Here is a 25,144-nt window from a genome sequence, read left to right on the forward strand (position 1 = left end):
GGGACCGCTCAGGCGGCGAGCAGCGGTCGTTGCACGACCGCTGCGAGCGCGAGCTCCTCGAGCAGATCCCAGTAGGCGCTGAGCGCCGCCTCGGCGTGGCTCACCGCGACCGCGCCCCGCAGTGGCGCAGCGCCCTCGACCAGCGCGCGCACCGCCTCCTGCTGGCGGCAGGCGATCGCCGCCTCGTCGAGCAGCAGGCGGCGCGCGTCGAGCGCGCGCTCGGGCCGGTCGGCCAGCGCCCCGAGCACGCAGGTCGCGATCGCGATCCGCAGCGTGGCGACGCCGTGCAGGATCAGCAGGCGCTCGACGCGCCCCGCGCCGGCCTCCGCGCCAGCCCACACGTCGGCACACTCGCGCGTCGCGTGCCAGGCCGGATCGGCCATCGCGCCGGCGCTCCCGGCGAGGTCGCGCCAACGCCGCGCCAGCGCGCGGTCCTCGCCGGCGGTGCGCGCGAGCGCGTCGGACCGGTAGGCCGACGTCAGCCACGCGCCGCCGTCGGCCAGGCCATCGAGCAGCTCGGCGTGCGCGACGGCGTAGCGCGCCGCCGCGTCGTCGGGGACGTCCTCCTCCATCCATCGGCGCCAGTGCCGATGCGCCGTCGGCTCCCAGCGTTCGTGTGCCTGCTGCATCTCGACCCAGATACTCATGCGCCCACGGTCGAGCATGCACCCGAAATCGAGGCGAAACGGCAGCGAATGCCTCGAGCCCGTCGACCATAGGCGTAACGTGTCGCCCGGCAGGTCGCCCCACCCCTGGACTGCGCCGGTGATCATCCGCACCAAGCTCAAGCCGCCCGGCGGCCCCACGCGGTTCGTCCCGCGACCACGTGTCGACGAGCTGCTGCGCGGGCTGATCGACCGCCACCAGATCGTCTGGATCGCCGCGACCGCGGGATCCGGCAAGACGACCGCGGTCGTCGAGGCGGCGCGCGGCGCCGGCCGGCCGCTGGCCTGGCTGACGCTCGACCAGACCGAGCGCGCGCCCGGCCGGCTGCTCGCCTACCTCGCCGCCGCGCTGGCGCCGCACGTCCCCGACGCCGAGGAGCTGGTCCAGAGCACGCTCCAGCTCGGGACGCCGCACCAGGAGGTCGCCGGGCTGCTCGCCGACGCGCTGCCCGAGGAGCCGCTGCTCGTGGTCGTCGACCAGGTCGAGCACCTGGCCGACGCCGCCGGTGGACGCCGCGTGCTCAGCGCGCTGATCCGCTACGCGCCGAGCGCGGCGCGGTTCGTGCTCGTCAGCCGCGCGGAGGTGGAGCTCGACCTCGGGTCGGCGTCGTGGACGGGTGGCGTGGCGGCGGTCGGCGAGCGCGACCTGGCCTTCGACGCCGACGAGGCCGCCGAGGCGCTGCGCGCCGTCGGCGGGGCCGCGATCGACCCCGAGACGGCGGTCCGCGTAACCGGCGGCTGGGTCACCGGCGTGCTGTTCGAGTCCTGGCGCGCGGCCGACCACGTATACGGATCGGGCGGCGAGGCCGACCCGCTGCACGGCTACCTGGCGCAGCACATCATGTCGACTCTGGCGCCCGCCGAGCACGAGCTGCTCGTCCGGGCGGCCGTGCTGCGGGCCGTCGACGCCGACGCCGCCGAGGCCCTGGGCGTCGCGCACGCCGGCGCGCTGCTCGCGAGCCTGCGCGGCAAGCACCTGCCGGTCATCTGGGAGGGCGGCGGCGCGGTGCTCCAGCCCCACCCGCGCTTCCGCGAGTACCTGCTGACGCTGCTGGGCCGGCGCTCGCGCGAGGAGCAGCTCGCCATCCACCGCGCGCACGCCGAGCTGCTCCTGGCGCGCGGCGAGCGCGAGGAGGCGACCGAGGCGCTGCTGCGCGCGCACATGCCCGACCGCGCGGCGAGCGCCGCCGAGGACGTCATCCACGCGGTCGTCGAGCGCCACGACCTCGAGCAGGCGACGCGCTGGCTCGACGCGTTCGGCGGCGACCGCGTGCGCCGCTCCGAGCGGCTCATGGCCGCCGAGCTGCTCGTCGCCGTCGGCACGGAGCGCTACGGCGACGGCGCCGCGATCGCCGACCGGCTGCGGGCCCGGCGCCGGTCCGGCGATCCTCCGTTGGAGGCGCGCCTGGCCTGCTTCATCGCCTGGTGCTACATGATGGTCGTCCGCTTCGACGACGGGCTGGCCGTGCTCGACGACGCCGTGCCGGGGCCGGAGGTCGACATCGCCCGCTCGGTCCTGCTGACCGAGCTGCCGGGCGGGCACTACGCGCAGCTCGCGCCGCCCTCGGGCGGGCCGGTCGACGCGCTGCTGCAGCGCTCGTACTGGGCCTACGGGCGGCTGACCCGCCTGCTCGCCGAGCCGCCGTCGCCGTGGGCGGCGGCCGTCAACAAGCCGTGGCGGGTGGCGGCGCTGCGCGCGCTGGGCCGCCTGCCCGAGGCGCTGGCGCTCTACGAGGAGTCGATGGCCTCGGGCTGGGGGTCGACCTGGCTGACGGCGTCGGTCCACATGGAGGTGATGGCCGAGCTCGGCCGGGCCGACGAGGCGTGGCAGGTCTACGCCGAGCGGCGGCCGTCGCTGGAGGCGACGGGCTCGCACCGGCTCGTGCTGTTCGCCGACACGCTGGAGGCCAAGCTCGCGCTGCGCGTGGACCGCGACCTCGAGCGCGCCCGCGCGGCGCTCGACCGCATGGCCGCCGACCCGGCGACCCAGCAGATCGTCATCGTCCGCGAGCAGATGCTGCTGTGGCAGGGCCTCAGGCTGCTGCTCAGCGGTGAGGACGACGCAGCGGCGTTGGCCTCGCTCACGACCGCCGTGGCGCTCATGGCCGGCGCCGACCGCATCCTCGAGCTGCCGAGCGCGGCGGTCTACCTGAGCGAGGCCCAGTGGCGTACGGGCGACCCCGAGGCCGCCGACCGCGCCGCCGACCTGGCCCTCGACGCGGCGCGGCGCCAGGGCTCGCACCACTCCATGCTCAAGGCCCTCGCGGACTTCCCGGCGGTCGCGTCGCGGCGGCTGGACAGCGGGCCGAGCGACGACGCCGCTTGGCGTGACCTCGGCCGCGCGCTGCTGCAGGGGCCGGCCGCGAGCGGCGCGGGACGGCCGTCGGCTCCGCGGCGACGCGGCGTCGTGATCGGCGACCTCGGCCGGCGCGTGCTGCTGGTCGACGGGCGCGAGACGCGACCGCGCATCGCCAAGAGCATCGACCTGCTGGCCTTCCTCGCAACGCGGTCCGACCAGAGCGCCGGCCGCGCGCAGCTGCTCGACGTGCTCTTCGACGGCCGCGCCGACGACTCGTCGCGCGCGTACCTGCGCCAGGCGCTGAGCCGCGCGCGCGAGGTGCTCCCTCCGCCCTACGCGCTGAGCTCGGAGAACGGGACGGTCGCGGTGACCGGCGGCGCGCTGGTCAGCGACTCCACCGAGCTGCTCACGGCGCTCGACACGGCGGCGAGCCTGGAGGGCCCCGCGGCGCTGGCGGGGCTGCGGGTGGCGCTGGCCGACCACGGCGAGCGCGAGCTGCTGCCTGGCGGCGAGACCGAGTGGATCGCGGAGCGCCGGCGGCGGCTGGCGGCGGCCGTCGTCGACGCGCGGCTGCGGGCCGGCACGATCGCGCACGACCTCGGCGAGTACGCCGACGCCGAGTCCTACGCCAAGGCGGTCCTGCGCGACGACCCCTACCGCGAGCAGGCGTGGCGGCTGCTGATGCGCGCCCGCTCCGCGATGGGCGACGACGACGGGATGCTGCGCGCCTACCAGGGCTGCCGCGAGGCGCTGGGCGCGCTCGACGCGGAGCCGGCCCGGTCCACGCAGCAGCTGCTCGAGCAGCTGCGGCGCTGAGGTGCCTCCGATCGTGGACTTGATTCTGCATAGAAGAATCGCGTACGGTCTCGCGGAACATGCTGTTGACCGTCGCGATCTTCCCAGGCGCCCACTCCGTCCCCGTCTACCAGGCGTTGGAGGCCGGCCACTTCGCCACCGCGGGCCTCGACGTCACGGTCCGCGAGGTCACGTCCTCCAGCGAGCAGCTCGCCCGGTGGGACCGCGGCGCCCTGCACGCGGTCCACACCTCGGCCGACCACTTCGTCCGCGGCCCGCGGCCGGTCGCCGCACGCCTGCTGCGCGTCGAGCCGGTCGGCGAGCTCGTCGTGCACACCCGGCCCGGCGTCGCACCGGGCGAGGACGCGACCTCGCTGCGCTGGGGCGTCGACGACCCCGACAGCGGCTTCGCGTTCGTGCTGCGCGCGATCGTGGAGGCGCGCCTCGGCACCGCGCCGGCGGCGGCGTCGCTCGTCACGACCGGCGGCACGCTCCAGCGCCTCGAGGCGCTGCGCGAGGGTCGCGTGGACGGCGCGACGCTGCACAGCCCGTTCGACGTGATCGCCGCGCGCGCCGGGCTCCCGCGCCTCGGCGGCCACCTCGAGGTCGCGCCCGACCTCGTGACCAACGCCTGCTTCGTCCGCGCCGACCTCGGCGTCGCCGACGCCTACGACGCCGCCCTGGAGGCCGGCCGCCAGGACGTGCTCCGCGGGGGCCCGGACCGGGCGGCGGCGCTCCTGGCCGGCCGCGGCCTGGCCGCCGACCGCGCGACCGCCGCCGCCCGAGGCATCTTCACCGACCTCGGGCTGCCGGCCGACCCGCGCCCGACCCGCGCGGGCCTGGACGCCGTGGCACGCCTGCGCCGGCGCTTCGATCCCGGCTTCGAGCCGGATCCGGTGCTGCTCGATGCGCTCCTCGCTCGTTGACGCGCCGAGCCGCGTGCGGCTCGCCGACGTCGTCGCGGTCGTCACCTACGACACCTACATGTCGGTCCTCCCCTACGCGCTGGCGTGCGGCGGCGACCGACCGCTGCGGCTGACGGTCTTCTCCTACGTGCCGCAGATCATGACGCGGTCGTTCGCGTCGATGGCGGGCTACCTGTTCACGATCGAGCGGCTCAGCGCCGAGGTGCGCGAGGTCGAGCTGGCCGCCAACGCGATGCTGCCCGCCGGCTGCTCGGTGCGCTTCGTCGGCGGCGGCTTCAGCCCGCGGCGCCAGCTCCACGCGCTGGTGGTCGCCGCGGCGCCGGACGTCGTCGTCACGAGCGACCGGCACCCTCTGATGCTGCGCTGCGTCCGCGCCGCGGCGCGGCGCCGCAGCGCGGTCTTCGTCGCCGGGCCGCAGCGCACGACCGACGGCGGCCGCACGGGACCCGTGGAACGACCCATCTAGGCCGCTTTGGCCGCCATCCCGGCATCGACGGGCAGCACCGCGCCCGTGACCCAGCGCGCCGCGTCGGACGTCAGCCACACCACCGCCGCGGACACGTCGGCGGGCGCGACGAAGCCTGGGCGCAGGAGGACCTGCCCGGCGAGGGCGGCCTCCAGCGTGGCGCGCGTGCCCTCGCCGGCGGCCGCGCCGCTGAAGAGGTCGAGCGTCGCCTGGTTGGTCACCATCGGCGTGTCGACCGCGCCGGGGCAGACGGCGTTGACCCGCACGCCGGCGGCGCCGACCTCGTTGGCGATCGTGCGCGTCAGCCCGATCGCGCCGTGCTTGGCCGCCACGTAGGCCGCCATCCCCGGCTGGCCCTTCAGCCCGCCGATCGAGGAGATGACGACGATCGAGCCGCCGCCGGCGGCCAGCAGCGCGGGCAGCGCGACCTTGCAGGTCAGCCACACGCCCTTGAGGTTGACCGCGAGCACGCGATCCCAGTCCTCCTCGCTCAGCTCCCAGCTCGGACCCGGCCGCCCGACGATGCCGGCGTTGGCCACGACCGCGTCGAGCCGGCCGAGCTCCGCCACCGCCCGCTCGACGAGCGCCCGCAGCGCCGCCTCGTCGGTGACGTCCGCCACGCCGGCGACGCAGCGGCGGCCGAGCGCTCGGACGGCGCCGGCGGTCTCCTCCAGGTCGGCGGACGTGCTCAGCGCGTACGGCGCCGAGGGGTCCGCGCCGTCGGCCAGGTCGCAGATCACGAGATCGGCGCCGGCCTCGGCGAGCGCGAGCGCGTGCGCGCGGCCCTGGCCGCGCGCCGCGCCGGTGACGAAGGCCACGCGGCCCATCAGTTCGGTCATGGGCGCGAGCATAGGATTCTGCTGTGGAGAATGCAATTGCGGATATCCGCCAGACGCCTGGAGCGCGAGCGCCGGAGAACCCGCGCCAACCGCCCGGCGCGACGATTCGGCTCGGGGCGAAACATCGGCGCCATAGCGTCGGGGCATGGAAGATCGGACGCAGCGACATGACTCCGGACGACGAGATGGCGGAGGCCTTGCAGGACGTTGGCCGCAGCTGCTGGCGACGAGCCTCGGGTTCGCCGTCGTGCAGCTCGACGTCAGCGTCGTCAACGTCGCGATCAAGCCGATCGGCGCCTCGTTGGGTGGTGGGACCAGCGCGCTGCAGTGGGTGATCAACGCCTACACCGTGGTCTTCGCGGCGCTGATCCTGACCGCCGGCGCGCTGGGGGACCGGATCGGCGCCCGGCGGGTGTTCGTCGCCGGCTTCGCGGTCTTCACCGCCGCGTCGGCGGCCTGCGGGCTCGCGCCCAGCCTCGGCGCCCTCGTCGCCGCCCGCGCCGTTCAGGGCGCCGGGGCCGCCGCGCTCGTGCCGTGCTCGCTGGCGCTGCTCAACCACAGCTTCCCGGCCGCGCAGGACCGCGCCAAGGCCGTCGGCCTGTGGGCGGCCGGCGCCAGCGTCGCGCTGTCGGGCGGACCGCTGGTCGGCGGCGTCCTCACGCAGACGCTGGGCTGGCGGGCGATCTTCTTCATCAACGTCCCGATCGGCCTCGCCGCGATCGGGCTCACCGTCCGGCGCGTCGCCGAGACGCCGCGCGGCGCCGACCGCGTGGTCGACCTCGTCGGCCAGCTCGCGGCGATCACGACGCTCGCGGTGCTCGCCGCCGCGATGATCGAAGGCGGTGTGCGCGGGTTCGCCGACCCGGCCGTCCTGGCGGGGTTCGTCGTGGCGTTCGCCGCGGGCGCGGCGTTCGTGACCGTCGAGCGCGTGCGCGCCCGACCGATGCTCCCGCTGGCGCTGTTTCGCTCCGCGACGTTCAGCGCGACCTCGGCGATCGGGTTCATCATCAACATTGCGTTCTACGGGTTGATCTTCGTGCTCAGCCTCTGGTTCCAGGACCAGCGCGGCTTCACCGCGCTGCAGACCGGTCTGGCGTTCGCCCCCAGCACGATCGCGGTCCTGGCCGGGAACCTGCTCGCCGGGCGGACCGCGGCGAGGGTCGGCCCGGCCAGGGTGATCGTCGCGGGCAGCCTCCTGGTCAGCGCCGGCCTGGCCGCGCTGCTGGTGATCGGGCCCGACACGCCGTATCCGGCGATCGTCGGCCAGCTCGTCGCGATCGGCCTGGGGCTGGGGTTCGTCGTGCCGGTCATGACCGCGTCGCTGCTCGGCAGCGTCGACCCGTCGCTCTCCGGGGTCGCCTCGGGCACCCTGAACACCGCGCGCCAGACCGGCAGCGTGATCGGCGTCGCGCTCTTCGGCGCCCTGGCCTCCTCCGACCGCGTCGGAGGCCTGCACGTCGCGCTGGTCATCTCGATCGTCCTCGCGCTGACCGCCGCGGTGGTCGCCCGCCGCGTCGAGCCGGCCCGCGTGCCGCAGAAGGCGTGACGCGTGCCGGCCTGATCGCGGATCGTGACCCGCGCGTTCACGCGCTCGCGTTGGGCGTGGGCCGGCCCGCCTCTAGGGTCGAGCCATGGACCTCTTTCGAGCGCTCGAGCGCCCAACCTCCATCCGCGCCGGCGCCCGTGCCCGCGGCGTCATGACCGCGCGCTTCCTGCCGCTGCTGGCCCTGGTGACGGCGTCGGTCCTGGCCCTCGGCGGTGGCGTCGCCTCTGCCGCACCGGGCAGCTGCCGAGACGTCGTCGTCCCCGTCTCGGCGCCCGCGCCCGGCGCGTCGCTGCACGGCCGCCTCTGCCAGCCGGCGGGACGCCCGGCGCGCACCGTCCAGCTGCTCGTCTCGGGCGCGACCTACAACAACGGCTACTGGGACACGCCGGCCGAGGACGGCCGCCTCTCCTACGTCACGCGCGCGGTGAGCGCCGGCTACGCGACGTTCGCCGTCGACCGACTCGGCACCGGCGCCAGCAGCCGTCCAGACAGCAGCGCCGTGTCGCTCGCCAACGGCGCCGCCGACCTGCACGACGTGATCGCCAAGCTGCGCGACGGCTCGCTCGCCGGCCAGCGCTTCGCCCGTGTCGTCTGGGTCGGTCACTCGCTCGGCTCGATCTACGCGTGGGCGGAGGCCTCGAGCTGGCAGGACGTCGACGGCTTCGTGCTGACCGGCCTGTTGCACGCGAGCAAGCCGTCGGGCGCGGCGCAGCTCGCCGGCAGCCTCGTGCCCGCCGCCACCGACCCGCGCTTCGCGGGCCTCGACCCGGGCTACGTCACGACCGCGCCCGGCACGCGCGCCGCGGACTTCTACTACGCGCCGACGGCCAGCCCCGAAGCCATCGCGATCGACGAGGCGACCAAGGACACCATGTCGCTGACGGAGCTGTCGGACGCGGCGAGCCAGCAGGCGGCCGATCCCGCGCTGGCCCCGTCCCACGCGCTCCGGGCGCCGACGCTGCTGGTGCTCGGCGATCACGACGGCCTGTTCTGCGGCCCGCCGGACGGGGCGGACTGCACGCGCGACAGCGTGCTCGCTGCCGAGCGGCCCTACTACGCGCCGGCGGCACACCTCCAGGCGCTGATCGTGCCGGCCACCGGCCATGACGTCCAGCTGCACGAGACGGCGCCGGTCGCCGACGCCGGGACGCTCGCCTGGCTCGTCGGCGCGGGCCTCGCTCCCTGACGCCGACATCGGTCTCCCAGCGCCAGCTCAGCCGCCGGCTGGCGCGGCCTCAGGCGGCCAGCCGCACTGCGAGGAGCGCAATCGCTCGGCCAGCGCCGCGCCCTCGGCGACGTCAGCACCGGGCGTCCTGCACAGCAGGAGGATCGACCCGGGTGCGCCCGGTCTGAGCGCGCTGTCCGCCGGTCGCTGCGCTCGGACGCGCCGAGGCGCGACCTCGTCACCCCGGCCGACGGGCGGTGAGCAGGACCGCGCTCGCCGGCAGCTCGAAGCCGGGGCCGTCCCGATACGGCTCGACGAGGCGGCGCACCTCGGCCTCCAGCGCACCGGCGCGCGCGGGTGGCACCGCCTCGATCAGCGCGGCGTTGTCCCAGGTCGTCGTCCGCGTGCCTTCGAGCAGGTGCGCGGCCGACCACACCCGTGTCGTGGCGGCCAGCAGCTCGGCCTGTGCGTCGGCGAAGCCGGCCGCCGCGATCGCCGCCAGCATCCGCGGCCCTGCCCCCGCGTCCGACGGCGGGCGAGCGGACACCGCCTCCGGATGCACGGCGGCGACGGCCTCGACGATCACGCTGTTGTGCCGGGCCGCCAGGCGATCGGCCCACACGGTCGCCGCCAGCCGGCCGCCGGGCTTCAAGACGCGCCGGATCTCGGCCAACCCGGCCGCCGGGTCGTCGAGGTGGTTGAGGAAGAAGCCCGCGACGACCGCGTCGATCGACCGGTCGGCGAACGGCAGCGCCTCGCCCGCGGCGCACACCGCCCGCAGCTCGGGATGGCGGGCGCGGGCGGCCTCGAGCATGTCCGGTGACTGCTCGACGAGGATCGCCGTCGCCCCCGCCAGATGCGCGGCCCACCCGAGGCGCCCGAGGCCGGCGCCCAGGTCGACGACGACCTCGCCGGGCGCGACCGACGCGGCGGCGACCACCGCCCCGACGAACCGGCGCGTGATCGCTCCGAGGAACTCGTCGTACCGCACCGCCCGCGCGCGGTCGTCGGTCACGGGCAGAGAACGAGGCTCTCCGGCAGCCCTGCGAGCCACTCGGGGACGCGCTCGGACAGCTCGTCGACCGACCAGCCGGGCCCGGCGTCGGGGCCGAGGTAGGTCACCTCTTCACGGGCGACGACCAACCCGATGCGGTCGCCGTTCATCGCGAAGGCGCGGCCCGTGATCGACCGCCCGGCGTCCGTGCACAGGAACACGCCCAAGGGCGGCACCGACGCCGCCTCCGACGGGCCGCCCTGCGGCGCTTCGCCCTTGACCCCGTAGTGCGCGCGCACGTTGGTCAGGAAGCGCGTGCGGCGCTCGTCGTCCAGGCTCGCCGCGTAGGTGCGCGCCATCGCCGTCGCCGTGTTGCCGGGCATGATGACGTTGACGTTGATGTTGTCGCCGCGCAGCTCGTCGGCGGCGTAGAGCGACAGGACGACGTTGGCCGCCTTCGCGGCGCGATGGGTGCCGATGAGCGGGTAGTGCAGCGCAGTCGAGATGTCACCGACCGTAACGATGCTCCCGCCACCCCGCGCCGCCATCAGCGGCGCCGCGTGCCGCAGGCAGTTGAACGTGCCGCTGAGGTTGACGCCGACCACCGAGTCCCAGTCGGGCTCGTCGGTCTCGTGGACCAGCGCCGGCCGCACCGTGCCGGCGTTCGCGATCACGACGTCGAGGCCGCCGAGTCGCTCGACGGCGGCCGCCATCGTCGCGGCCACGCCGTCGTAGTCGGCGACGCTGTGCCCGTCGGCGATCGCCGTTCCGCCGCGCGCCACGATGTCGGCCGCGACGGCGTCCGCGCCGGCGACGTCGTTGACCACGATACTCGCGCCCTCGCCCGCGAGCGCCTCGGCGTAGGCGCGGCCGATCCCGGCGCCGGCGCCGGTGACGACGGCGACCTTCCCCTCCAACTTGCCCGTCATGACGCGATCAGCCGATCAGGAGGACGAGCTTGCCGCGGACGTGGCCCGCGGCGCTCACCGCGTGCGCCTCGGCGACGTCGTCGAGCGGGAACGTGGTCGTGACGAGCTTCAGCCCGCCGCCGGCCCAGCGCTCGGCGAGCTCCGCCAGCGCGGCGGCGTCGCGGTCGTCGGGCCGCCCCATCAGGAAGCGGACGCCGATCTCGCGCGCGCGCCCGTCGGCGATCGTGACGACCCGATCGGTCCCGCCGGTCAGCGCGATCGACGCGTCGAGCGCGTCGCGGCCCGCCACGTCGACGGCGGCGTCCACGCCGTCGGGCGCGACGGCCCGGACACGGTCGACGAGCCCGTCGCCGTAGATGACCGGCTCCGCCCCGAGCGAGCGCAGGTAGTCGTGATTGGCCTCGCCGGCGGTCGCGATGACCCTCGCGCCGAGCTCGCGCGCCAGCTGGACGAGCACGGTGCCGACGCCGCCGGCGCCGCCGTGCACCAGCACGGTCTCCCCCTTCTGGAGGTCGATGGCGTCGAGGATCCGCCGCGAGGTCTCGCCCGCGACGGGGAGCGCCGCGGCCTGGTCCCAGGGCATCGTCGCCGGCTTGCCCGCGAACACGCCGAGCAGGGCGTGCTCGGCGCAGGCGCCCGTCGCGCTCCAGCCCAGGACCTCGTCGCCGACGGCGACGCCGCTGACGCCGTCGCCCACCTGGTCGACGACGCCCGCGACCTCCGAGCCCGGCGTGCTGGGCAGCGGCGTCGGGAACAGGCGCTCCATCCCGCCGCTGCGGATCTTGATGTCCATCGGGTTGACGCCCACGGCCCGGACCGCGACGCGCACCTGGCCGTCGCCGGCCTCGGGCGCCGGCACCTCGCCCAGCTCGAGGACGTCGGGACCGCCGAAGGCGGCGAAGCTCACAGCTCGCATCGTTGACACGCTCTCCTGTCGGGGACGGCGGGGCGCAAGGCGACCCGGACCGCCGGCGAACCTATTCGGCCGGGGTGCCATCCTCCAACAGCTCTTGCGCCACCGACCCATACGTGGTGCGCTATGCGGCCAGGCCCAGGACGAGCGTCGCGACGGCCAGCGTCAGGAACATGAGCGCGTCGCGGATCCCGCGGTCGCCGACGCGGACATGGGCGCTCAGCGCGCAGACGAAGTACAGGACGAGGCCGATCGCGGCCGCCGTCCCGAGCGCGGGGACGGCGAACCCGACGACCAGGCCGGTCGCACCGGCGGCGAGCAGGATGCCGAACGGCACCATCATCCTGGTCGACACGCGCACGCGCTCGGCGACCGCGACGACCGAGGCGTCATGGGTGAAGTCCAGGTAGGCGGCGTAGTAGTTGAACAGGGCGGTGATCGACGCGACGATGACGTAGGCGATTGACATGCTTCGCAGACGAACGGCGGCCGGCGATGGGGACGACCGGCGTCACAGCTCCGCCAACCGCCGCACCAGGAACCGCCGCTCGGGCTCGGTGAGCGCGCGCTCGATCGCCCGCGTGTAGGCCACGGCGGCCGCGTCGACGTCCCCGACCCGGCGCAGGAGCTCGGCGCGCGTCGAGTCGACGTAGCGGTAGTCGCCGAGCTCCAACGCGTCCACGGCGGCCAGCGCGCCCGCGGGATCGCCGGCCTCCGCGACCGCGACCGCGCGGCTCAGCTCGACCACCGGCGAACCCGACAGCGTGGCGAGCTCGCAGTAGAGCGCCGCGACCTGCGGCCAGTCGACCGGCCGCTCGGCCTGGAGCGACGCGATGGCCGCCTGGAGGACATAGGGCCCGCGGCCCTGCAGGCCGATCGCGCGGTCCAGCGCCGCGCGGCCCTCCGCGCTCACGCTGCGCGCCCTCGGCGGCCTGTCCAGGGCCGTCGTACCGGCCGGGCCGCTCGTGGATCAGGATCGCGTAGCGCACTGCTGGCTCCTTCGTCGTCGTCAACACGCCTCGATCACATGACGGACGCGGGCGGCAGAGTGCGACACCGGGGCGGACGGCATCGTCGGGCGGCTATGCGTCGGGCGACCAATACGTATTGGTCGCCGCCCCACGGGCCGGCATACGGTCGGCGCACTGTCTCCGAGGAGGAAGCGCGATGACCACCGACACGCCCATCAGGCCTCCGGCCCCCGCCGGGTTCGACCCGTTCTCCCAGGACTTCCTCGCCGACCCGCACACGTTCTGGCAGGGCGCGCGCCAGCACTCCGTCTTCTTCTACGAGCCGCTGCGGTGCTGGGTGCTCACCGACCACGCCGACGTGACCGCCGCCTTCAAGAACTGGCAGACGTTCTCCTCGCGCGTGCTGCGCGTGGCGCCGCTGCCCGAGGACACGCGCGTTCCCGCGCAGACGCGCGAGATCCTGTCCAACCTGATGGCCCACGCCATCATCAACATGGACCCGCCCGAGCACACCGTCCATCGCAAGAGCACCCAGAAGGCGTTCACGCGGCCGCTGGTGGCCCAGTCCGAGCCGATGATCCGGCAGCTGGCCAACGAGCTGATCGACGACTTCGCCGACCGCGGCGAATGCGATCTCGTCGGCGACTACTTCCACAAGCTGACGACCGGCGTCATCGTCCGGATGGCGGCGATGCCGGCCGAGATCCTGCCGCGCTTCCGCGGGTGGATCGACGACCTGCAGGGCCTGATGACACTCCAGCAGTTCGGCGCCGACGACGAGCCCACCCAGCTCCCCGCGCCGGTCGAGGTCCTCGAGGAGCGCTACCTGCGCGTGGCCGAGGCCTACCCCGCGTTCAAGGCCTACCTCGACGACCGTCGCGCGAACCCGCGCGACGACCTCGCGTCGGCGATGCTCCAGGCGACCAACGACGACGGCACGCCCGCGATGTCCTACGACCACATCCTCGGGCACATCGTCGGCCTCGCCGTCGCCGGCAGCGAGACGACGACCGGGCTCATGAGCCAGCTGGTGCGCCTCTTCGGCGACCGGCCCGAGCTGCTCGACGAGATCGGCGCCGACCCCGACCTCTGGGACAACGCGGTCGAGGAGGGCCTGCGCCGCCTGGCGGTCGTCAACAACCTGCTGCGCGTCACCACCGCGGAGGTCGAGGTCGCCGGCGTCACGATCCCGGCGCGCTCCCCCGTCCTGCTCAACGTCGCCGGCGCCAACAGCGACGCCGCGGTGTTCGACGACCCGCTGGCCTTCGACCTGCACCGCGCCAACCGCGACGACCACCTCGGCTTCGGGCTGGGCCGGCACTTCTGCTCCGGCGCGCCGCTGGCGCGGCTCGAGGCGCGCTGCGCGCTGCAGGAGCTCTACCGCCGCCTGCCCGACCTGCGCGTCGTCGCCGACCAGCCGTTGGAGTACAAGCCGGCGGTGACGGTGCGCGGGCTCAAGCGCCTGCGCGTCCGTTGGGCTGCGTGAGCTCGGCGGTGGCCGTCTGCCCCGCCGTCGCGGCGCGCGCCAGGAAGCCGGCCACGAGCTCCAGCTCGGCGGCCGTGTAGGACGCGCAGATCTCGTCGACCGCGGTGTTCATGCCCCCGTACAGCCGGACGAGGTCGCCGTTGCGCCGGCCCAGCCCGCGGACGACGACCGCCCGCCCGTCCTGCGCGCTGCGCTCCCGCACCACCCAACCGCCGCGCTCGAGGCGGTCCAGGATGCCCGTGATCGTCGCCGCGTGCAGTCCCGCGCGGCGCGCGAGCGCGGTCGGGCTGAGGGGCCCCTCGCGCACGATCAGGTCCAGGCAGTTGAGGTCGACCTGGCGGAGGTCGACCCGGGCACCGACCTGGTGGTTGAGCAGCGACAGCTGGATGCTCAGCGCACGCATCGTGCTCTTGATCGTGGCCGTCGAGACGGCTTTTTCTTTGGAAGTCATATGATACGGTCTTCGTATTATCTGATTTGCGTAATAGATCCTAGCGATCCACCCCACCGAGGAACAGACACGGCATGAGCGCCACCGACAAGGACCCGATCGACTTCACGATGATGTACGTCACGCACGACGCGCTGCGGCGCGACGTGCGCCGGCTGGCGTCCGCCGCGTCCACGCGACGCGCCGACACGCCCGCGGTCCGCAAGGGCTGGGAGAACTTCAAGGCCCAGCTGCACCTGCACCACACGGTGGAGGACGACGACCTCTGGCCGCGGCTCTACCAGGCCATCGGCGACCGTCCGGACCGCCGCAAGCTGCTGGAGGACATGGAGGCCGAGCACGCCGTCCTCGACCCGCTGCTGACCGCCACCGACGACGCGTTCACCACCATGTCGGGCGACGCGCTCAACGATCGCCTCGTCGAGCTCACCGCCGCGCTGGACACCCACTTCGAGCACGAGGAGCAGAGCGCGCTCCCGCTCATCCAGGAGGTCCTGACCGAGAAGGACTGGAAGAGCTTCGGCAAGTCGATGGCCAAGGCCCAGGGCTTGAGCGGCGCGGCCGTCTACGTGCCGTGGATCGTCGACGGCGCGACGGCGGAGAAGCGCCGCCAGTTCTTCTCGGTCCTCCCCGCGCCCGTCAAGGTGCTCAACCGGCTGGTGTGGGAGCCGCGCTACCGCCGCAGCGGACCGTGGGCGGCCGGCGCCTGAGCGGCGCCGGTCAGTCCGCGGCCGCGAACGGCGACTCGACCGGCAGCTGCAGACGCCACACGTTGGCGACCGTGGCGTGGGCCACGTAGCGGCCCGCGAGCAGCAGGCACGCGACCGCGACCTCGTCGCCCACGACGCGCTTGAGGCGCAGGAACGCGGGCTCGCAGCCGCTGCCGAACCGGCGCGTGACGCACGTCGCCAGCGCGTGCGCCGCGCGCTCGGCCGGTGAGAACGACGGGAACGCGTGCAGCGTCCCGTGCGAGAGCGAGCGGACCTCGTCGGCGTCCATCCCGATCTTCAGCGCCAGCCGCTCGTGCTGGATGCGCTCGTAGGCGTTGCCGGTGTCGCCGGCGATCGTCAGCGCGATGATCTCGACGACGCGCTCGGGCAGCACGGCCTTGAGCGCTTCGGTGAACTCGTAGAAGTGCAGCAGGGCGTCGGGCTGGTGACCGGCGTGCGTGAAGAACGCCCCGAGGTAGCCGAGCCGGTCGACCCGCGGCGCGAGACGCTCCCTGAGCGGTGAGGGAAGGTCGGCGAGATCGAGCGGCTGGACCGCGTCACTGCGCATGCCGCGGACGTTACGTCGGCGCCTGTGGGCCGACAAATACCCATCTGACGCGGTTGACGTCGCGAAATGCCTATGGACGCGGCCAGAGCCATTGGCCTATGGTCGGCACCAGTCGTGTCGCGAACCTTCGACAACCGGATCACCTTCCAGAAGCTCGAGATCCTGTGCCTCGTCGTCGACCTCGGCGGGGTCACGCGGGCGGCCGAGCACCTCTGGGTCGCGCAGCCGGTCGTCACCGCCCACATCCGCTCGCTGCAGGAGCGGCTGGGCGTGACGCTCTTCCACCGCGAGGGCCGGCGGACGATCCTCACCGACGCCGGCCAGCAGGTGTACCAGTGGGCCCAGGACGTCCTGTCGCGCACCGAGCAGATGCAGCGCGAGATCGACGGGCTCGCCGACGGCTCGGGCGGCCCGGTGGCGATCGCGGCGAGCATGTCGCTGGGCAGCTACCTGCTGCCGCCGATCCTCTCGGACTTCCGCGAGCGCTACCCGGGCGTCGAGATCACGCTGATCGTCGAGGACCCCGAGGGCGCCGTCACGTCGGTCGAGCGCGGCGAGAGCGACCTGGCGTTCATCGTCGCGCCGTCGCCGCCGCAGAACCCCGCGCTGGAGTGCCGGCAGGTCGGCGACGACGACCTCGTCCTGGTCGCCGCGCCGGACTTCCGCCCGGGCCTCGAGGAGATGTCGGTGAGCGAGCTCGCCGACATGCCGCTGGTCTCGACGCCGCGCAGCCACCTGCGCCGCGAGATGGTCGACCGCCAGCTCTCGGCTCATGGCGTGCGGACCAGCAACATCATCATCGAGCTCGGCCATCCCGAGGCGATGAAGCACGCCACCCAGGCCGGGCTCGGCGCGTGCCTGCTGTTCCGCGCGGCGGTCGAGCAGGAGCTGCGCGACCGCCGGCTCGTGGAGATCGCGCTGACCGACGCGTCGATGACCGTGCCGGTGTACCTGGTGTCGCGTCTGACCAAGGCGCTCACCCCGGCGCAGACCGCGATCGTCGAGGCGGTCTGCCAGCACTTCGCGCTGGCCGCCCCGGCGCCCCCACCCGCGCCCCCACCCGCACCCGCACCCGCACCCGCACCCGCAGGCGACTAGCCGGGCTCGCCGACGAACGCCCGCCACGTCGGCCAGGCGTAGGGCAGCGTGCCGCGGCCGACGATCCCACGCGGCCAGTCGGCCGGCGGCTGGGCCAGCGGCCGCTCGTCGAGCTCGAGCCCGTAGAAGAGCTGATGGTCGCGACGCGCGAAGAGCCAGCGCCCGGCGTGGCGCTCGTACTCGTCCTGGTAGACGATGGCCTGCCGCACCCAGCGCTCGTCGTCGCCGAGCTCCGCGAGGCAGTGCACGGAGCCGCGCGCGTGGTCGGCGTCGACCAGGTCGATCACGTGCCCGCCGACGAGCGTGAAGCCGACGCGACCGCCGGTGCCCGTCCGGAACGCGGTCGTGAACTCGGCCTCCAGCGCCGCGCGCCCGGTGGCGCCGCCCAGCGTGGCGCAGTCCTCGGTGAACAGCGTGGCGAGCGCCGCGAAGTCGCGCATGTCCATGGCCAGCGCGTAGCGGGCGGCGAGCTGGCGGATCTGCTCGCAGGCGTCGGCCGGCGTCACGGCGAGGGCTCGGCAAACGCGTCGGCGCGGGCGCCGGCGGTCCACACCGCCGTCAGCACGACGCGGCTCAACCGCCAGCCGGCGGCCGTGCGCCGCGCCGAGAAGCGGTACCAGCCGCCGACGTCGAAGTGCACGTCGGGCGCGTGCGCGTGCTGGACGTGGACGGCGACGAGGTTCGCGCGGATCGAAGCCTCGTCGCCGTCGACCGCGACCAGCAGGTTGGTGATGACGTGCTGGGTGGCCGCGAACGCGCCGAGCGCCGAGCGCCCCGCCTCCGCCACGGCGTCGCGGCCGTCGTGGCGGCCGAAGGGGTACTCGGCGACGACGTCCTCGGTGAGCACGCGGTCGGCCGCGTCGAAGGTCCGCTCGTCGGCCATCGCGCCGTAGCGGCTGACGAGCTCCTCCAGCTCCGTGCGGTCGGTCATGCGGCGACCCCGAGGTACTGCTTGAACACGCCGGACTCCTGCAGTTGCGCAGGCGGGCCGGCGTAGGAGATCGCGCCGCGGCGCAGCACGTAGGCGACATCGGCCATCGCCAGGGCGCGCGTCGCGAACTGGTCGACGACCAGCAGCGCGATGCCCTGTGCCGGCAGCCCCTCCAAGAACGCGAAGATCTCGTCGAGGACCAACGGCGCGAGCCCGAGCGAGACCTCGTCGACCACGACCAGCGTCGGCGACCGCGTGTACGCGGCGGCCACGGCGAGCATCTGCTGCTCGCCGCCGCTCATCGTCCCGGCCGCCTGGCCCAGCCGGCGCCCGAGGATCGGGAACGCCGCGACGGCGCGCTCCAGCGCGGCGTCGGCGGTGCCCTTGGGCGCCTGCATCGCGAGGTTCTCGCGGACCGTCAGCCCGCGGAACACGCCGCGGCCCTCCGGCACGTGGCAGAGCCCGGCCGCGAAGCGGCGATGGGCCTTCACCGCCGTGACGTCGACGCCGTCGAGCCACACGCTGCCGGCGGTCGCGGGGAGCAGCCCGGACACCGTCCGCAGCAGCGTGGTCTTGCCCGCTCCGTTGGACCCCAACAACGCTGCGACGCCGCCCGCGGGCACCGCCAGCGAGACGTCGCGCAGCACGGTCGTGCGGCCGTAGCCGCTCGACAGGCCCTCGACGCGCAGCACGGCCGCGTTCTCGGTCGCGCCGGTCATGCCTTCACCTTCTCCTCGGTCGTGGTCCCGACCGCGGCCATGACCTCGTCGTCGCCGAGGTAGGCGGCGCGGACGATCGGGCTGGCCGCCACCTCCGCCGGCCGGCCGTCGAAGATCAGCCGCCCGAAGTCCAGCACGTAGATGTAGTCGCAGACGCGCATGACCATCTCGACGTCGTGCTCGACGAGCAGGATGCCCACCCCACGCTGCGCGACGACCTCCTGCAGGAGCGCGCTGAACCGCGCCGTCTCCTGCTCGTCCAGGCCCGACGACGGCTCGTCGAGCAGCAGCACGTCGAACGGCCCGGCCAGCAGGCGCGCGAGCTCGACGAGCCGTGCCTGCCCGGTCGACAGCGTGCCCGCCGACCGGCCGGCGAGCTCCTCGATCCCACACGCCTCGAGCGCGGACCACGCGGCGGCCTCGGCCGCCTGGCGGCGCCCGGGCGCGGCGGCGAGGTGCGCGGCGACGCTCGAGCCGACCGCGCCGGCCTCGACGCCGAGCATCACGTTCTGGAGGACGCTCAACGTGTCGCACAACTCGACGCGCTGGAACGTCCGCCCCAGCCCGAGGCGCCCGCGCGCCGACGGCGACTGCCCCGTGACCTCGGTGCCGTGCAGCCGGACCTCGCCCGCGGTCGGGCGCGTGAACCCGCTGGCGGCGTCGAAGGTGGTGGTCTTGCCTGCGCCGTTGGGTCCGATCAGGCCGGTGATCCGCCCCAGCGGCGCGTCGAAGCCGAGCCCGTCGACGGCCACGAGGCCGCCGAAGCGCACGGTCAGGTCGCTGATCCGCAGACCCGCGCCTTCACGTTGACCGTCACTCGCGCGCGCGGGCGCGAGCTCCGCCGGCGGCCGCGGCGCGCGGCGCCGGCCGCCCAGGCGGTCGAGCACGTGCCGCAGCGTGTCCGGCATCGCCGGCGAGCCGCCCTGCATCGACACGACGACCGCCGCGACGCCGAACAGCACGTTCAGCCACGTGGCCGTGTCCTCGCCGGTCAGGTAGGCCGGGATGACGCCGGCCAGGGCGACCACGGCGTACCAGGGCTCGGCGAAGGGCGCGATCGCGAGCATCGCCAGCAGCACGAGCGAGTTGAAGGACATGTAGAACGGGTCGGCCGCGACCGCGAACCCGCGCGCGCAGCCCAGCAGCACGCCGGCGATCCCCGCCACGAAGGCCGACAGGCAGAAGACCACCACCTTGGTCACGTTCACGTTCAGCCCCATCGCCGCGACCGCGGTCGGCGACCCCGACATCCCCTGGAGCACGCGCCCAAGGCGACTGCGCTGAACGGCGACGACCAGCCCGGCCGCGAGCACGACCACCGCGAGCACCACGTAGAAGAACTGCTTCTGGTCGTCCACGAAGCCGGGCAGCGGCATCGCGCGGCCCGAGCTGAACGTCGTGAACATCCACGACTGGCTGTAGAGCAGGCGCTCGACGAGGATGCCGAAGCCGAGCGTCGCCAGGGCCAGGAACAGCCCGGACAGGCGGATCGCCGGAATGGCCACCAGCGCACCGATCGCCATCGTGACCACGCCCGCCCCCAGCAGCGCGACGACCCACGGCACGCCGTGGTCGACGTGCAGCTGGGAGAACGTGACGGCGCCGACGGCCGCGAACGTCGCGTGGCACAGCGACACCTGGCCGGAGGTCCGCACGAGCAGCCCCAGCGAGAGCAGCATCACGGCCGTCACGAGCGACTCGGTGAAGTACGGCAGCCGGCCACCGACGAGCTGCGGCACGAGCGCGAGCGCGACGACCGCGAGCGCGCCGGCCCCCAGGCGCACGCGCCCCGGGGCGCGGTACGGCGTCGGCGGTCGCGTCACTGCGCGCGTGACGCCGGACACCAGCTTGCGCCGTGGGATGACCAGCAGCGCGACGAAGAGCACGACGAACGGCAGCGACGACGGCAGCCCGGCCAGCCACGGCACGTCGACGACGTACTTGGTGGAGATCGCCGAGCCGACGCCGATCAGCAGGCCGCCCAGGAAGGTGAGCGGGATGTTGGAGAACCAGCCGATCGCCGCCGCGCCGAAGGCCTGGACGACGAGGTAGGTCAGCAGGATCGAGTCCAGCCCGGAGAGCGGCGCGATCAGCACGCCCGAGAGCGCGGCGAACATCGAGCCGATCACCCAGGACAGCCGGCGCACCGCGGCCGGGTCGGTCGCCTGCATCGCCAGCAGGTCGGGGTCGTCGACCACGGCGCGCATCGCGACGCCGGTGCGCGTGAAGCGGAAGAGGCAGTAGAACGCGACGACCGCCGCCACCGCCACGCCGGCGACGATCACCTGGTCCCAGGTGACGACCGCGCCGGCGATGGCGAACGACGACGTCGAGCCCGGCAGGAACTGGGGCAGCGTGATCGTCTCCGGCCCCCAGGCGATCGACGCCAGGCCCTGGACGGCGAGCACGATCCCGACCGTCGCCACGATCTTCAGGCTCATCGGGCGGGGCGCGAGGCGCTCGGCGATCCGCTCGAAGACGAGGCCGACCAGCAGCCCCAGCACCACCACGCTGAGCAGCAGGGCGGGCACCCAGCCCATCCCGTGCTGCTCGTGCAGGAAGTAGAAGCAGTAGGCCGCCGCCGCGGCGATCGCGCCGTAGCCGAAGTTGAAGATGCCCGACGTCTTGTACGTCAGGACCAGACCGGTGCCCGCCAACCCGTAGAGGGCACCGGTCGCGATCCCGAGGACGACGAACGGCAGGAAGTCCGTCATGGTCCGGGGCTCGAGCTAGCCGACGCCGAGGCGCGGGTCAGGGCAGGTCGGCTCGGCCGTGCCCGTGAACTTGCCGTCCTGGTAGCCGTACAACCAGGCGCAGCTCGGGGCGGGCGCGGGCTTGCCCTTCGTGTAGGTCACCGGACCGGGCAGCAGCCCGTCGAGCGTCTCGCCCTTGATCGTCCCGTAGGCGGCGACGACGTCGGCGCGGTTGACGGTCGGGCTGAGCGTGGCGGCGTTGGCGTCCAGCGCCTTCTTGAACAGCTCCATCGTGGCCCAGGCGGCCGTCGAGTCGCCGCGGGCCCACTTGTCCTCGGAGACCTTGTTGTCGTCCATGACCTGCCGGTAGTTCTTGACCGGCGGGGTGTCGGCGTACCACGGGAACCCGGTCAGGCCGCCCATCAGCTTGTTGCCGGAAAGCGACTTGTAGAACAACGGCGTGACGAGGGCGGCGCCGGCGCCGAAGGCACCCTTGTACCCCTGCCGCGCGCAGTCGGCCGCCAGGCGCTTGGCCGTGGCGTCGGGCATCGTCAGCGCGGCGTACTGCACCTTCTTCTGCACGAGCTGCAGGCACTGCGCCGTGAAGTTCGGCGCGGTCGCGTCGATCGTGATGCCGGCGACGAAGTCCAACCCCTCCGCCTTGCCCATCCCGGCGATGAGCTGGGTGGCCTGCTTGCTGCTCGGGTTCTGCGCCTCGTCGAGCGCGGCGATCGTCTTGTAGCCCGCCTGCTTGGCGACCGTGACGAACGGCGCGGCGTTGGCCGGGAAGGCCGCCGTGACGCCGTAGACGTTGGGCAGCTGCGGGATCTTGGCGAGCTTGTTGCCCGGCGCGGCGCCCCAGACCGCGGGGTTGAAGCCGTTGCCGCCGATCACGGGCAGGCCCGCGGCCGACAGCGGCTTGGCCGCCGGCGCGTCGGCGGCGGCGTCGTTGAGGACGACCGCGGCGACCGACTTGTCGGCGACGAGGCCCTGGGCCGCGGTCGCGGCCTTCGACGGGCTGCCGGCCGTATCCTTGACCTCGATCGCGACGGGATGCTTCGCGATGCCGCCCGCGGCGTTGGTGGCCTTGGCCCATGCCTCGAGCACGTCGGCCGCGCCGCCCTGCCCGCCGTTCTGCGGGCCGCTGGCGTCGACCAGCAGGCCGACCTTGATCGGCGTGCCCTTGGGCCCGGCCGCCGCTGTCGCCGTCGTGCTCGCACCGGCGCTGTCAGAGCTCGAGTCCGAGCTCGACCCGCAGGCGCCGAGCACCACCGACGCCGCAACCACACCTGCCACCGTCCATGACCTGACCACGTGACCCTCCTCCGCTCCTGCCGGACCGTCATTGGCCCGACCTGCCGAACATCTCAGCCCGCTTCGGTGTAGCTCAAATATCATTCAAGGACCCGGTTCATACACGCCTCGGTATGGATCAGGGTCCTTGCGGGACGAGGCTCAGGTGAACGTCGACCCGCCGTCGAACTGCAGCGTCTGGCCGGTGATGAAGCCCGACGCCTCCTCGGTGAGGAACAAGATCCCGTGCGCCAGGTCCTCGGGCAGGCCGCGACGCTTGATCGACTGGTGCTCGAGCGTGCGCGCGAAGAACCCGTCGACGGTCGCCCGCGCCTCGGCCGTGTCGCCCACCATCGTGAGGACGTGCTCGGTCGCGATCAGCCCCGGCATGATGATGTTGATCGTGATCCCGTCCGGCCCCAGCTCCTTGGCCAGGACGCGCGTCATCCCGATCGTGCCGCCCTTGGCCGCGACGTAGGCCGACAGCCCGGGCTGCGGGTTGTGGAACGTCCCGGACGCCGTGGTGACGATCCGCCCGTAGCCACGGCCGCGCATGTGCGGCACGACCTTCTGGCAGCACAGGAACGCGGACTCGAGGTTCGTCGCCAGCGCGTGGCGCAGGCCGGCGAGCGTCTGCTCCTCGAGCATCGGCCGCTGGCCGTACACGCCCGCGAGGTTCACCAGGACGTCGACCGCCCCGAACCGCGCGACGACCTGGTCCACCATGTCGGCGACCGCCGCCTCGTCGGTGAGGTCGGCGACGACCCCGAAGACGTCGAGCGCCTGCGCGGCCTCGCGCACGGCGGCGGCGTTGATGTCGACGATCGCCACGTCGGCGCCCTCGGCGACGTAGGCCTTCGCCGTCGCCAGGCCGATGCCGGCCGCGCCCCCGGTCACGATCACGACGCGCCGTGCGAACCGCCCCGACATCTAGCGGACCTCCTGCGAGCTGCTGACCCACGGCTCGGTGCGCAGCCCGTGCCGGTCGGCCCAGGCCGCGACGGCCGCGCCGATCGCCTCCGGCTGGTCCTCCGGGGCGTGGTGCAGCGCCGGGCCGCAGTGCGCGACCTCCAGGCCGGCGATGTGCTCCTCGCACCAGCCGATCAGCGCGTCGTCCGACCACGGCGCGCCCTCGAAGGCGAGCAGGAGCTTGGGCACCTCGGGCGTGTCGGCCATCCAGCGCCCGTAGGCCTCGACGCGGTCGACCACGTCGGCGGGCTCGCCGTCGATCGGGATCTCGCGCGGGAAGCGCAGCAGCGGCCGGCGCGACTCCGGCGTCGGGAACGGCTTGCGGTACGCGTCCATCTCGGCCCCCGACAGCGTCCGGCGCACCGACATCGGCAGCGCCTTCTCGATCAGCACGTTCTGCTCGAGCACCATCTGCTCGCCCACGCCCTCGGTGCGGAACCCGCGGAACAGCTGCTGGCCCGAGGGCGGGAACTCGTCCCACGCCAGCGGGCGCACGATCGTCTCCAGGAACGCGACGCCGCGCGTGCGGCCGGGGTGCCGGGCGGCCCAGTCCAGGGCCAGCACGCCGCCCCAGTCGTGGCCGACGAAGACGATGTCGTCGAGCATCAGCGCGTCGATCCACGCCTCGAGGTACCGCACATGGTCGGCGATGCGGTAGTCGATGTCCGGCTTGCCGGAGGCGCCGGTGCCGATCAGGTCGGGCGCCAGGCACCGGCCCGGCGACCCGATCGCGGGGATCACGTTGCGCCAGAGGTACGACGACATCGGGTTGCCGTGCAGCAGCACGATCGGCGGCCCCTCGCCGACGTCGACGTAGGCGATCGTCGAGTCCAGGATCTCGATGGTGTCCATGGTGGTGCTCCTTGCTCTCAGTCGGCGAACAGCCGCGCGTTGGCGGCCGCCCAGTCGGCGAACGGCAGCGCCGGGCGGCCGAGCAGCTGCGCGACGTCGTCGGTGGTCGGGCCCGGCTGGGCCGCGTAGTCGGCCAGCGAGCCGAGCAGGCGGTCGGCGATCTCGGACGGGACGCCGTTGGCGACCATCCCGGCCTTGGCCTGGGCCGGCGTCAGCTCCACCAGCTCCAGCGACCGCCCGATCGTCTCGGCGATGGCCGCGAGCTTCTCGCGCTGGTCCAGCGCCCGCGGCCCGGTCAGCACATAGGCCTTGCCTTCATGCCCTGGATCGACCAGGACCCGGGCGGCGACCGCGGAGAGGTCGCGCTCGACCAGCGGTGCGGTGGCCGCGCCCGGGTAGGCGGCGCGGACCACGCCGCCGTTGCGGATCTGCGGCGCCCAGAGCCGCACGTTGCCGGCGAAGTCGCCGGCGCGCAGCAGCGTCCAGCTCAGCCCCGACGCGCGGACGAGGTCCTCGAGCACGCGGAAGCGATCGGCGAAGCGCGGCTCGCCCGCCGGGAACGCCACGGTCATCGCCGACAGCAGCACCGCGTGCTGCACGCCGTGCGCGGCCGCGAGCGCCAGGAGCTGCTCGGCGCCGCCCTCGACGGCGGCCGGGTTGAGGAAGATCGCGCGCACGCCGTCGAGGTGCGGCGCGAGCGCGGCCGGGTCGGCGAGGTCGGCCGCGACGGGCACGACGCCGTCCGGGAGCGCGGCGGCCTCCGGGTGCCGGGCGACGGCGACCACGCGCTCGCCACCCTGCGCCAGCAGGGTGACGAGCTCGCGGCCGACCGTTCCCGTCGCTCCCGTGACCAGGATCATGGGCGC

At 74.1% G+C, this 25,144-nt stretch carries 25 protein-coding genes; 8 read left to right on the plus strand and 17 right to left on the minus strand.

The window, feature by feature from the left end; genetic code table 11:
• Positions 1-8 precede the first annotated feature (8 nt).
• Positions 9-647: a hypothetical protein gene (locus DSM104299_RS20085; protein ID WP_272473433.1), complete on the minus strand. Its 639-nt coding sequence runs from the start codon at positions 645-647 to the stop codon at positions 9-11.
• A gap of 118 nt (positions 648-765) precedes the next feature.
• Between DSM104299_RS20085 and DSM104299_RS20090 the strand changes: the two genes are divergently transcribed.
• From DSM104299_RS20090 to DSM104299_RS20100, 3 genes are read left to right on the plus strand one after another with little or no spacing between them, the layout of a single operon-like run.
• Positions 766-3,780, plus strand: coding sequence for an AfsR/SARP family transcriptional regulator (locus DSM104299_RS20090; RefSeq protein ID WP_272473434.1), 3,015 nt, complete (start codon positions 766-768; stop codon positions 3,778-3,780).
• A 59-nt stretch (positions 3,781-3,839) separates the two neighbouring features.
• Positions 3,840-4,685 carry a substrate-binding domain-containing protein gene (locus DSM104299_RS20095; protein WP_272473435.1) on the plus strand — a complete coding sequence of 282 codons (846 nt, stop codon included), beginning with the start codon at positions 3,840-3,842 and terminating at the stop codon, positions 4,683-4,685.
• Complete coding sequence (locus DSM104299_RS20100) at positions 4,666-5,151, plus strand: hypothetical protein (protein WP_272473436.1); 486 nt, start codon at positions 4,666-4,668, stop codon at positions 5,149-5,151. The genes DSM104299_RS20095 and DSM104299_RS20100 overlap by 20 nt, the downstream gene beginning before the upstream one ends.
• Here the strand turns inward: DSM104299_RS20100 and DSM104299_RS20105 are convergent.
• On the minus strand, positions 5,148-5,990 hold the full coding sequence (locus DSM104299_RS20105; RefSeq protein WP_272473437.1) for a mycofactocin-coupled SDR family oxidoreductase: 843 nt from the start codon (positions 5,988-5,990) through the stop codon (positions 5,148-5,150). The genes DSM104299_RS20100 and DSM104299_RS20105 overlap by 4 nt on opposite strands.
• A 145-nt stretch (positions 5,991-6,135) precedes the next feature.
• Here DSM104299_RS20105 and DSM104299_RS20110 point away from each other — a divergent pair, with 145 nt between their 5' ends.
• The gene (locus DSM104299_RS20110; protein ID WP_272473438.1) at positions 6,136-7,536 is read left to right on the plus strand and encodes an MFS transporter; all 1,401 of its coding nucleotides are present in this window, start codon (positions 6,136-6,138) and stop codon (positions 7,534-7,536) included.
• An 85-nt stretch (positions 7,537-7,621) separates the two neighbouring features.
• The gene (locus DSM104299_RS20115; RefSeq protein ID WP_272473439.1) at positions 7,622-8,722 is read left to right on the plus strand and encodes an alpha/beta hydrolase; all 1,101 of its coding nucleotides are present in this window, start codon (positions 7,622-7,624) and stop codon (positions 8,720-8,722) included.
• A gap of 217 nt (positions 8,723-8,939) precedes the next feature.
• Here the strand turns inward: DSM104299_RS20115 and DSM104299_RS20120 are convergent, their stop codons facing one another.
• From DSM104299_RS20120 to DSM104299_RS20140, 5 genes are all read right to left on the minus strand, one after another.
• On the minus strand, positions 8,940-9,716 hold the full coding sequence (locus DSM104299_RS20120; protein WP_272473440.1) for a class I SAM-dependent methyltransferase: 777 nt from the start codon (positions 9,714-9,716) through the stop codon (positions 8,940-8,942).
• Positions 9,713-10,624 (minus strand): SDR family NAD(P)-dependent oxidoreductase, encoded by a 912-nt coding sequence (locus DSM104299_RS20125; RefSeq protein ID WP_272473441.1) that lies wholly within the window; start codon positions 10,622-10,624, stop codon positions 9,713-9,715. Before DSM104299_RS20125 ends, DSM104299_RS20120 begins: the two co-directional genes overlap by 4 nt.
• Before the next feature lie 7 nt (positions 10,625-10,631).
• The gene (locus DSM104299_RS20130) at positions 10,632-11,540 is read right to left on the minus strand and encodes an NADP-dependent oxidoreductase (RefSeq protein WP_349294466.1); all 909 of its coding nucleotides are present in this window, start codon (positions 11,538-11,540) and stop codon (positions 10,632-10,634) included.
• A gap of 121 nt (positions 11,541-11,661) precedes the next feature.
• On the minus strand, positions 11,662-12,006 hold the full coding sequence (locus DSM104299_RS20135; RefSeq protein WP_272473443.1) for a DoxX family protein: 345 nt from the start codon (positions 12,004-12,006) through the stop codon (positions 11,662-11,664).
• A 42-nt stretch (positions 12,007-12,048) separates the two neighbouring features.
• Entirely contained in the window at positions 12,049-12,450 is a 402-nt protein-coding gene (locus tag DSM104299_RS20140; protein WP_272473444.1) for an RNA polymerase sigma factor, read from the minus strand.
• A 254-nt stretch (positions 12,451-12,704) separates the two neighbouring features.
• Here DSM104299_RS20140 and DSM104299_RS20145 point away from each other — a divergent pair, with 254 nt between their 5' ends.
• Positions 12,705-13,994 (plus strand): cytochrome P450, encoded by a 1,290-nt coding sequence (locus DSM104299_RS20145; RefSeq protein WP_272473445.1) that lies wholly within the window; start codon positions 12,705-12,707, stop codon positions 13,992-13,994.
• Here DSM104299_RS20145 and DSM104299_RS20150 read toward each other — a convergent pair.
• Positions 13,963-14,397: a MarR family transcriptional regulator gene (locus tag DSM104299_RS20150; RefSeq protein ID WP_272473446.1), complete on the minus strand. Its 435-nt coding sequence runs from the start codon at positions 14,395-14,397 to the stop codon at positions 13,963-13,965. The genes DSM104299_RS20145 and DSM104299_RS20150 overlap by 32 nt on opposite strands.
• A 122-nt stretch (positions 14,398-14,519) precedes the next feature.
• Here DSM104299_RS20150 and DSM104299_RS20155 point away from each other — a divergent pair, with 122 nt between their 5' ends.
• Positions 14,520-15,155 carry a hemerythrin domain-containing protein gene (locus DSM104299_RS20155; RefSeq protein WP_272473447.1) on the plus strand — a complete coding sequence of 212 codons (636 nt, stop codon included), beginning with the start codon at positions 14,520-14,522 and terminating at the stop codon, positions 15,153-15,155.
• A 10-nt stretch (positions 15,156-15,165) separates the two neighbouring features.
• Here DSM104299_RS20155 and DSM104299_RS20160 read toward each other — a convergent pair whose 3' ends face one another.
• The gene (locus DSM104299_RS20160) at positions 15,166-15,723 is read right to left on the minus strand and encodes a carboxymuconolactone decarboxylase family protein (protein ID WP_272473448.1); all 558 of its coding nucleotides are present in this window, start codon (positions 15,721-15,723) and stop codon (positions 15,166-15,168) included.
• Positions 15,724-15,837: 114 nt separating this feature from the next.
• Between DSM104299_RS20160 and DSM104299_RS20165 the strand changes: the two genes are divergently transcribed.
• Entirely contained in the window at positions 15,838-16,821 is a 984-nt protein-coding gene (locus DSM104299_RS20165) for a LysR family transcriptional regulator (RefSeq protein ID WP_272473449.1), read from the plus strand.
• On the opposite strand, the gene DSM104299_RS20170 is transcribed toward DSM104299_RS20165, so the two are convergent.
• The 8 genes from DSM104299_RS20170 to DSM104299_RS20205 form a co-directional block, all read right to left on the minus strand.
• On the minus strand, positions 16,818-17,327 hold the full coding sequence (locus tag DSM104299_RS20170; protein WP_272473450.1) for a nuclear transport factor 2 family protein: 510 nt from the start codon (positions 17,325-17,327) through the stop codon (positions 16,818-16,820). The two genes, DSM104299_RS20165 and DSM104299_RS20170, sit on opposite strands and share 4 nt — an antisense overlap.
• Positions 17,324-17,752 (minus strand): nuclear transport factor 2 family protein, encoded by a 429-nt coding sequence (locus DSM104299_RS20175; RefSeq protein ID WP_272473451.1) that lies wholly within the window; start codon positions 17,750-17,752, stop codon positions 17,324-17,326. Before DSM104299_RS20175 ends, DSM104299_RS20170 begins: the two co-directional genes overlap by 4 nt.
• On the minus strand, positions 17,749-18,471 hold the full coding sequence (locus DSM104299_RS20180) for an ABC transporter ATP-binding protein (RefSeq protein ID WP_272473452.1): 723 nt from the start codon (positions 18,469-18,471) through the stop codon (positions 17,749-17,751). The genes DSM104299_RS20175 and DSM104299_RS20180 overlap by 4 nt, the downstream gene beginning before the upstream one ends.
• The gene (locus DSM104299_RS20185; protein ID WP_272473453.1) at positions 18,468-21,185 is read right to left on the minus strand and encodes a branched-chain amino acid ABC transporter permease/ATP-binding protein; all 2,718 of its coding nucleotides are present in this window, start codon (positions 21,183-21,185) and stop codon (positions 18,468-18,470) included. The genes DSM104299_RS20180 and DSM104299_RS20185 overlap by 4 nt, the downstream gene beginning before the upstream one ends.
• A 15-nt stretch (positions 21,186-21,200) precedes the next feature.
• Positions 21,201-22,460 (minus strand): ABC transporter substrate-binding protein, encoded by a 1,260-nt coding sequence (locus DSM104299_RS20190; RefSeq protein ID WP_272473454.1) that lies wholly within the window; start codon positions 22,458-22,460, stop codon positions 21,201-21,203.
• A 159-nt stretch (positions 22,461-22,619) separates the two neighbouring features.
• Complete coding sequence (locus DSM104299_RS20195) at positions 22,620-23,387, minus strand: SDR family NAD(P)-dependent oxidoreductase (protein ID WP_272473455.1); 768 nt, start codon at positions 23,385-23,387, stop codon at positions 22,620-22,622.
• Positions 23,388-24,278: a haloalkane dehalogenase gene (locus DSM104299_RS20200; protein WP_272473456.1), complete on the minus strand. Its 891-nt coding sequence runs from the start codon at positions 24,276-24,278 to the stop codon at positions 23,388-23,390.
• A gap of 17 nt (positions 24,279-24,295) precedes the next feature.
• Positions 24,296-25,138 carry an NAD(P)H-binding protein gene (locus tag DSM104299_RS20205; protein WP_272473457.1) on the minus strand — a complete coding sequence of 281 codons (843 nt, stop codon included), beginning with the start codon at positions 25,136-25,138 and terminating at the stop codon, positions 24,296-24,298.
• Positions 25,139-25,144: the final 6 nt, after the last annotated feature.

This window comes from Baekduia alba, from assembly GCF_028416635.1.
In the GTDB taxonomy this organism is placed as follows: domain Bacteria; phylum Actinomycetota; class Thermoleophilia; order Solirubrobacterales; family Solirubrobacteraceae; genus Baekduia; species Baekduia alba.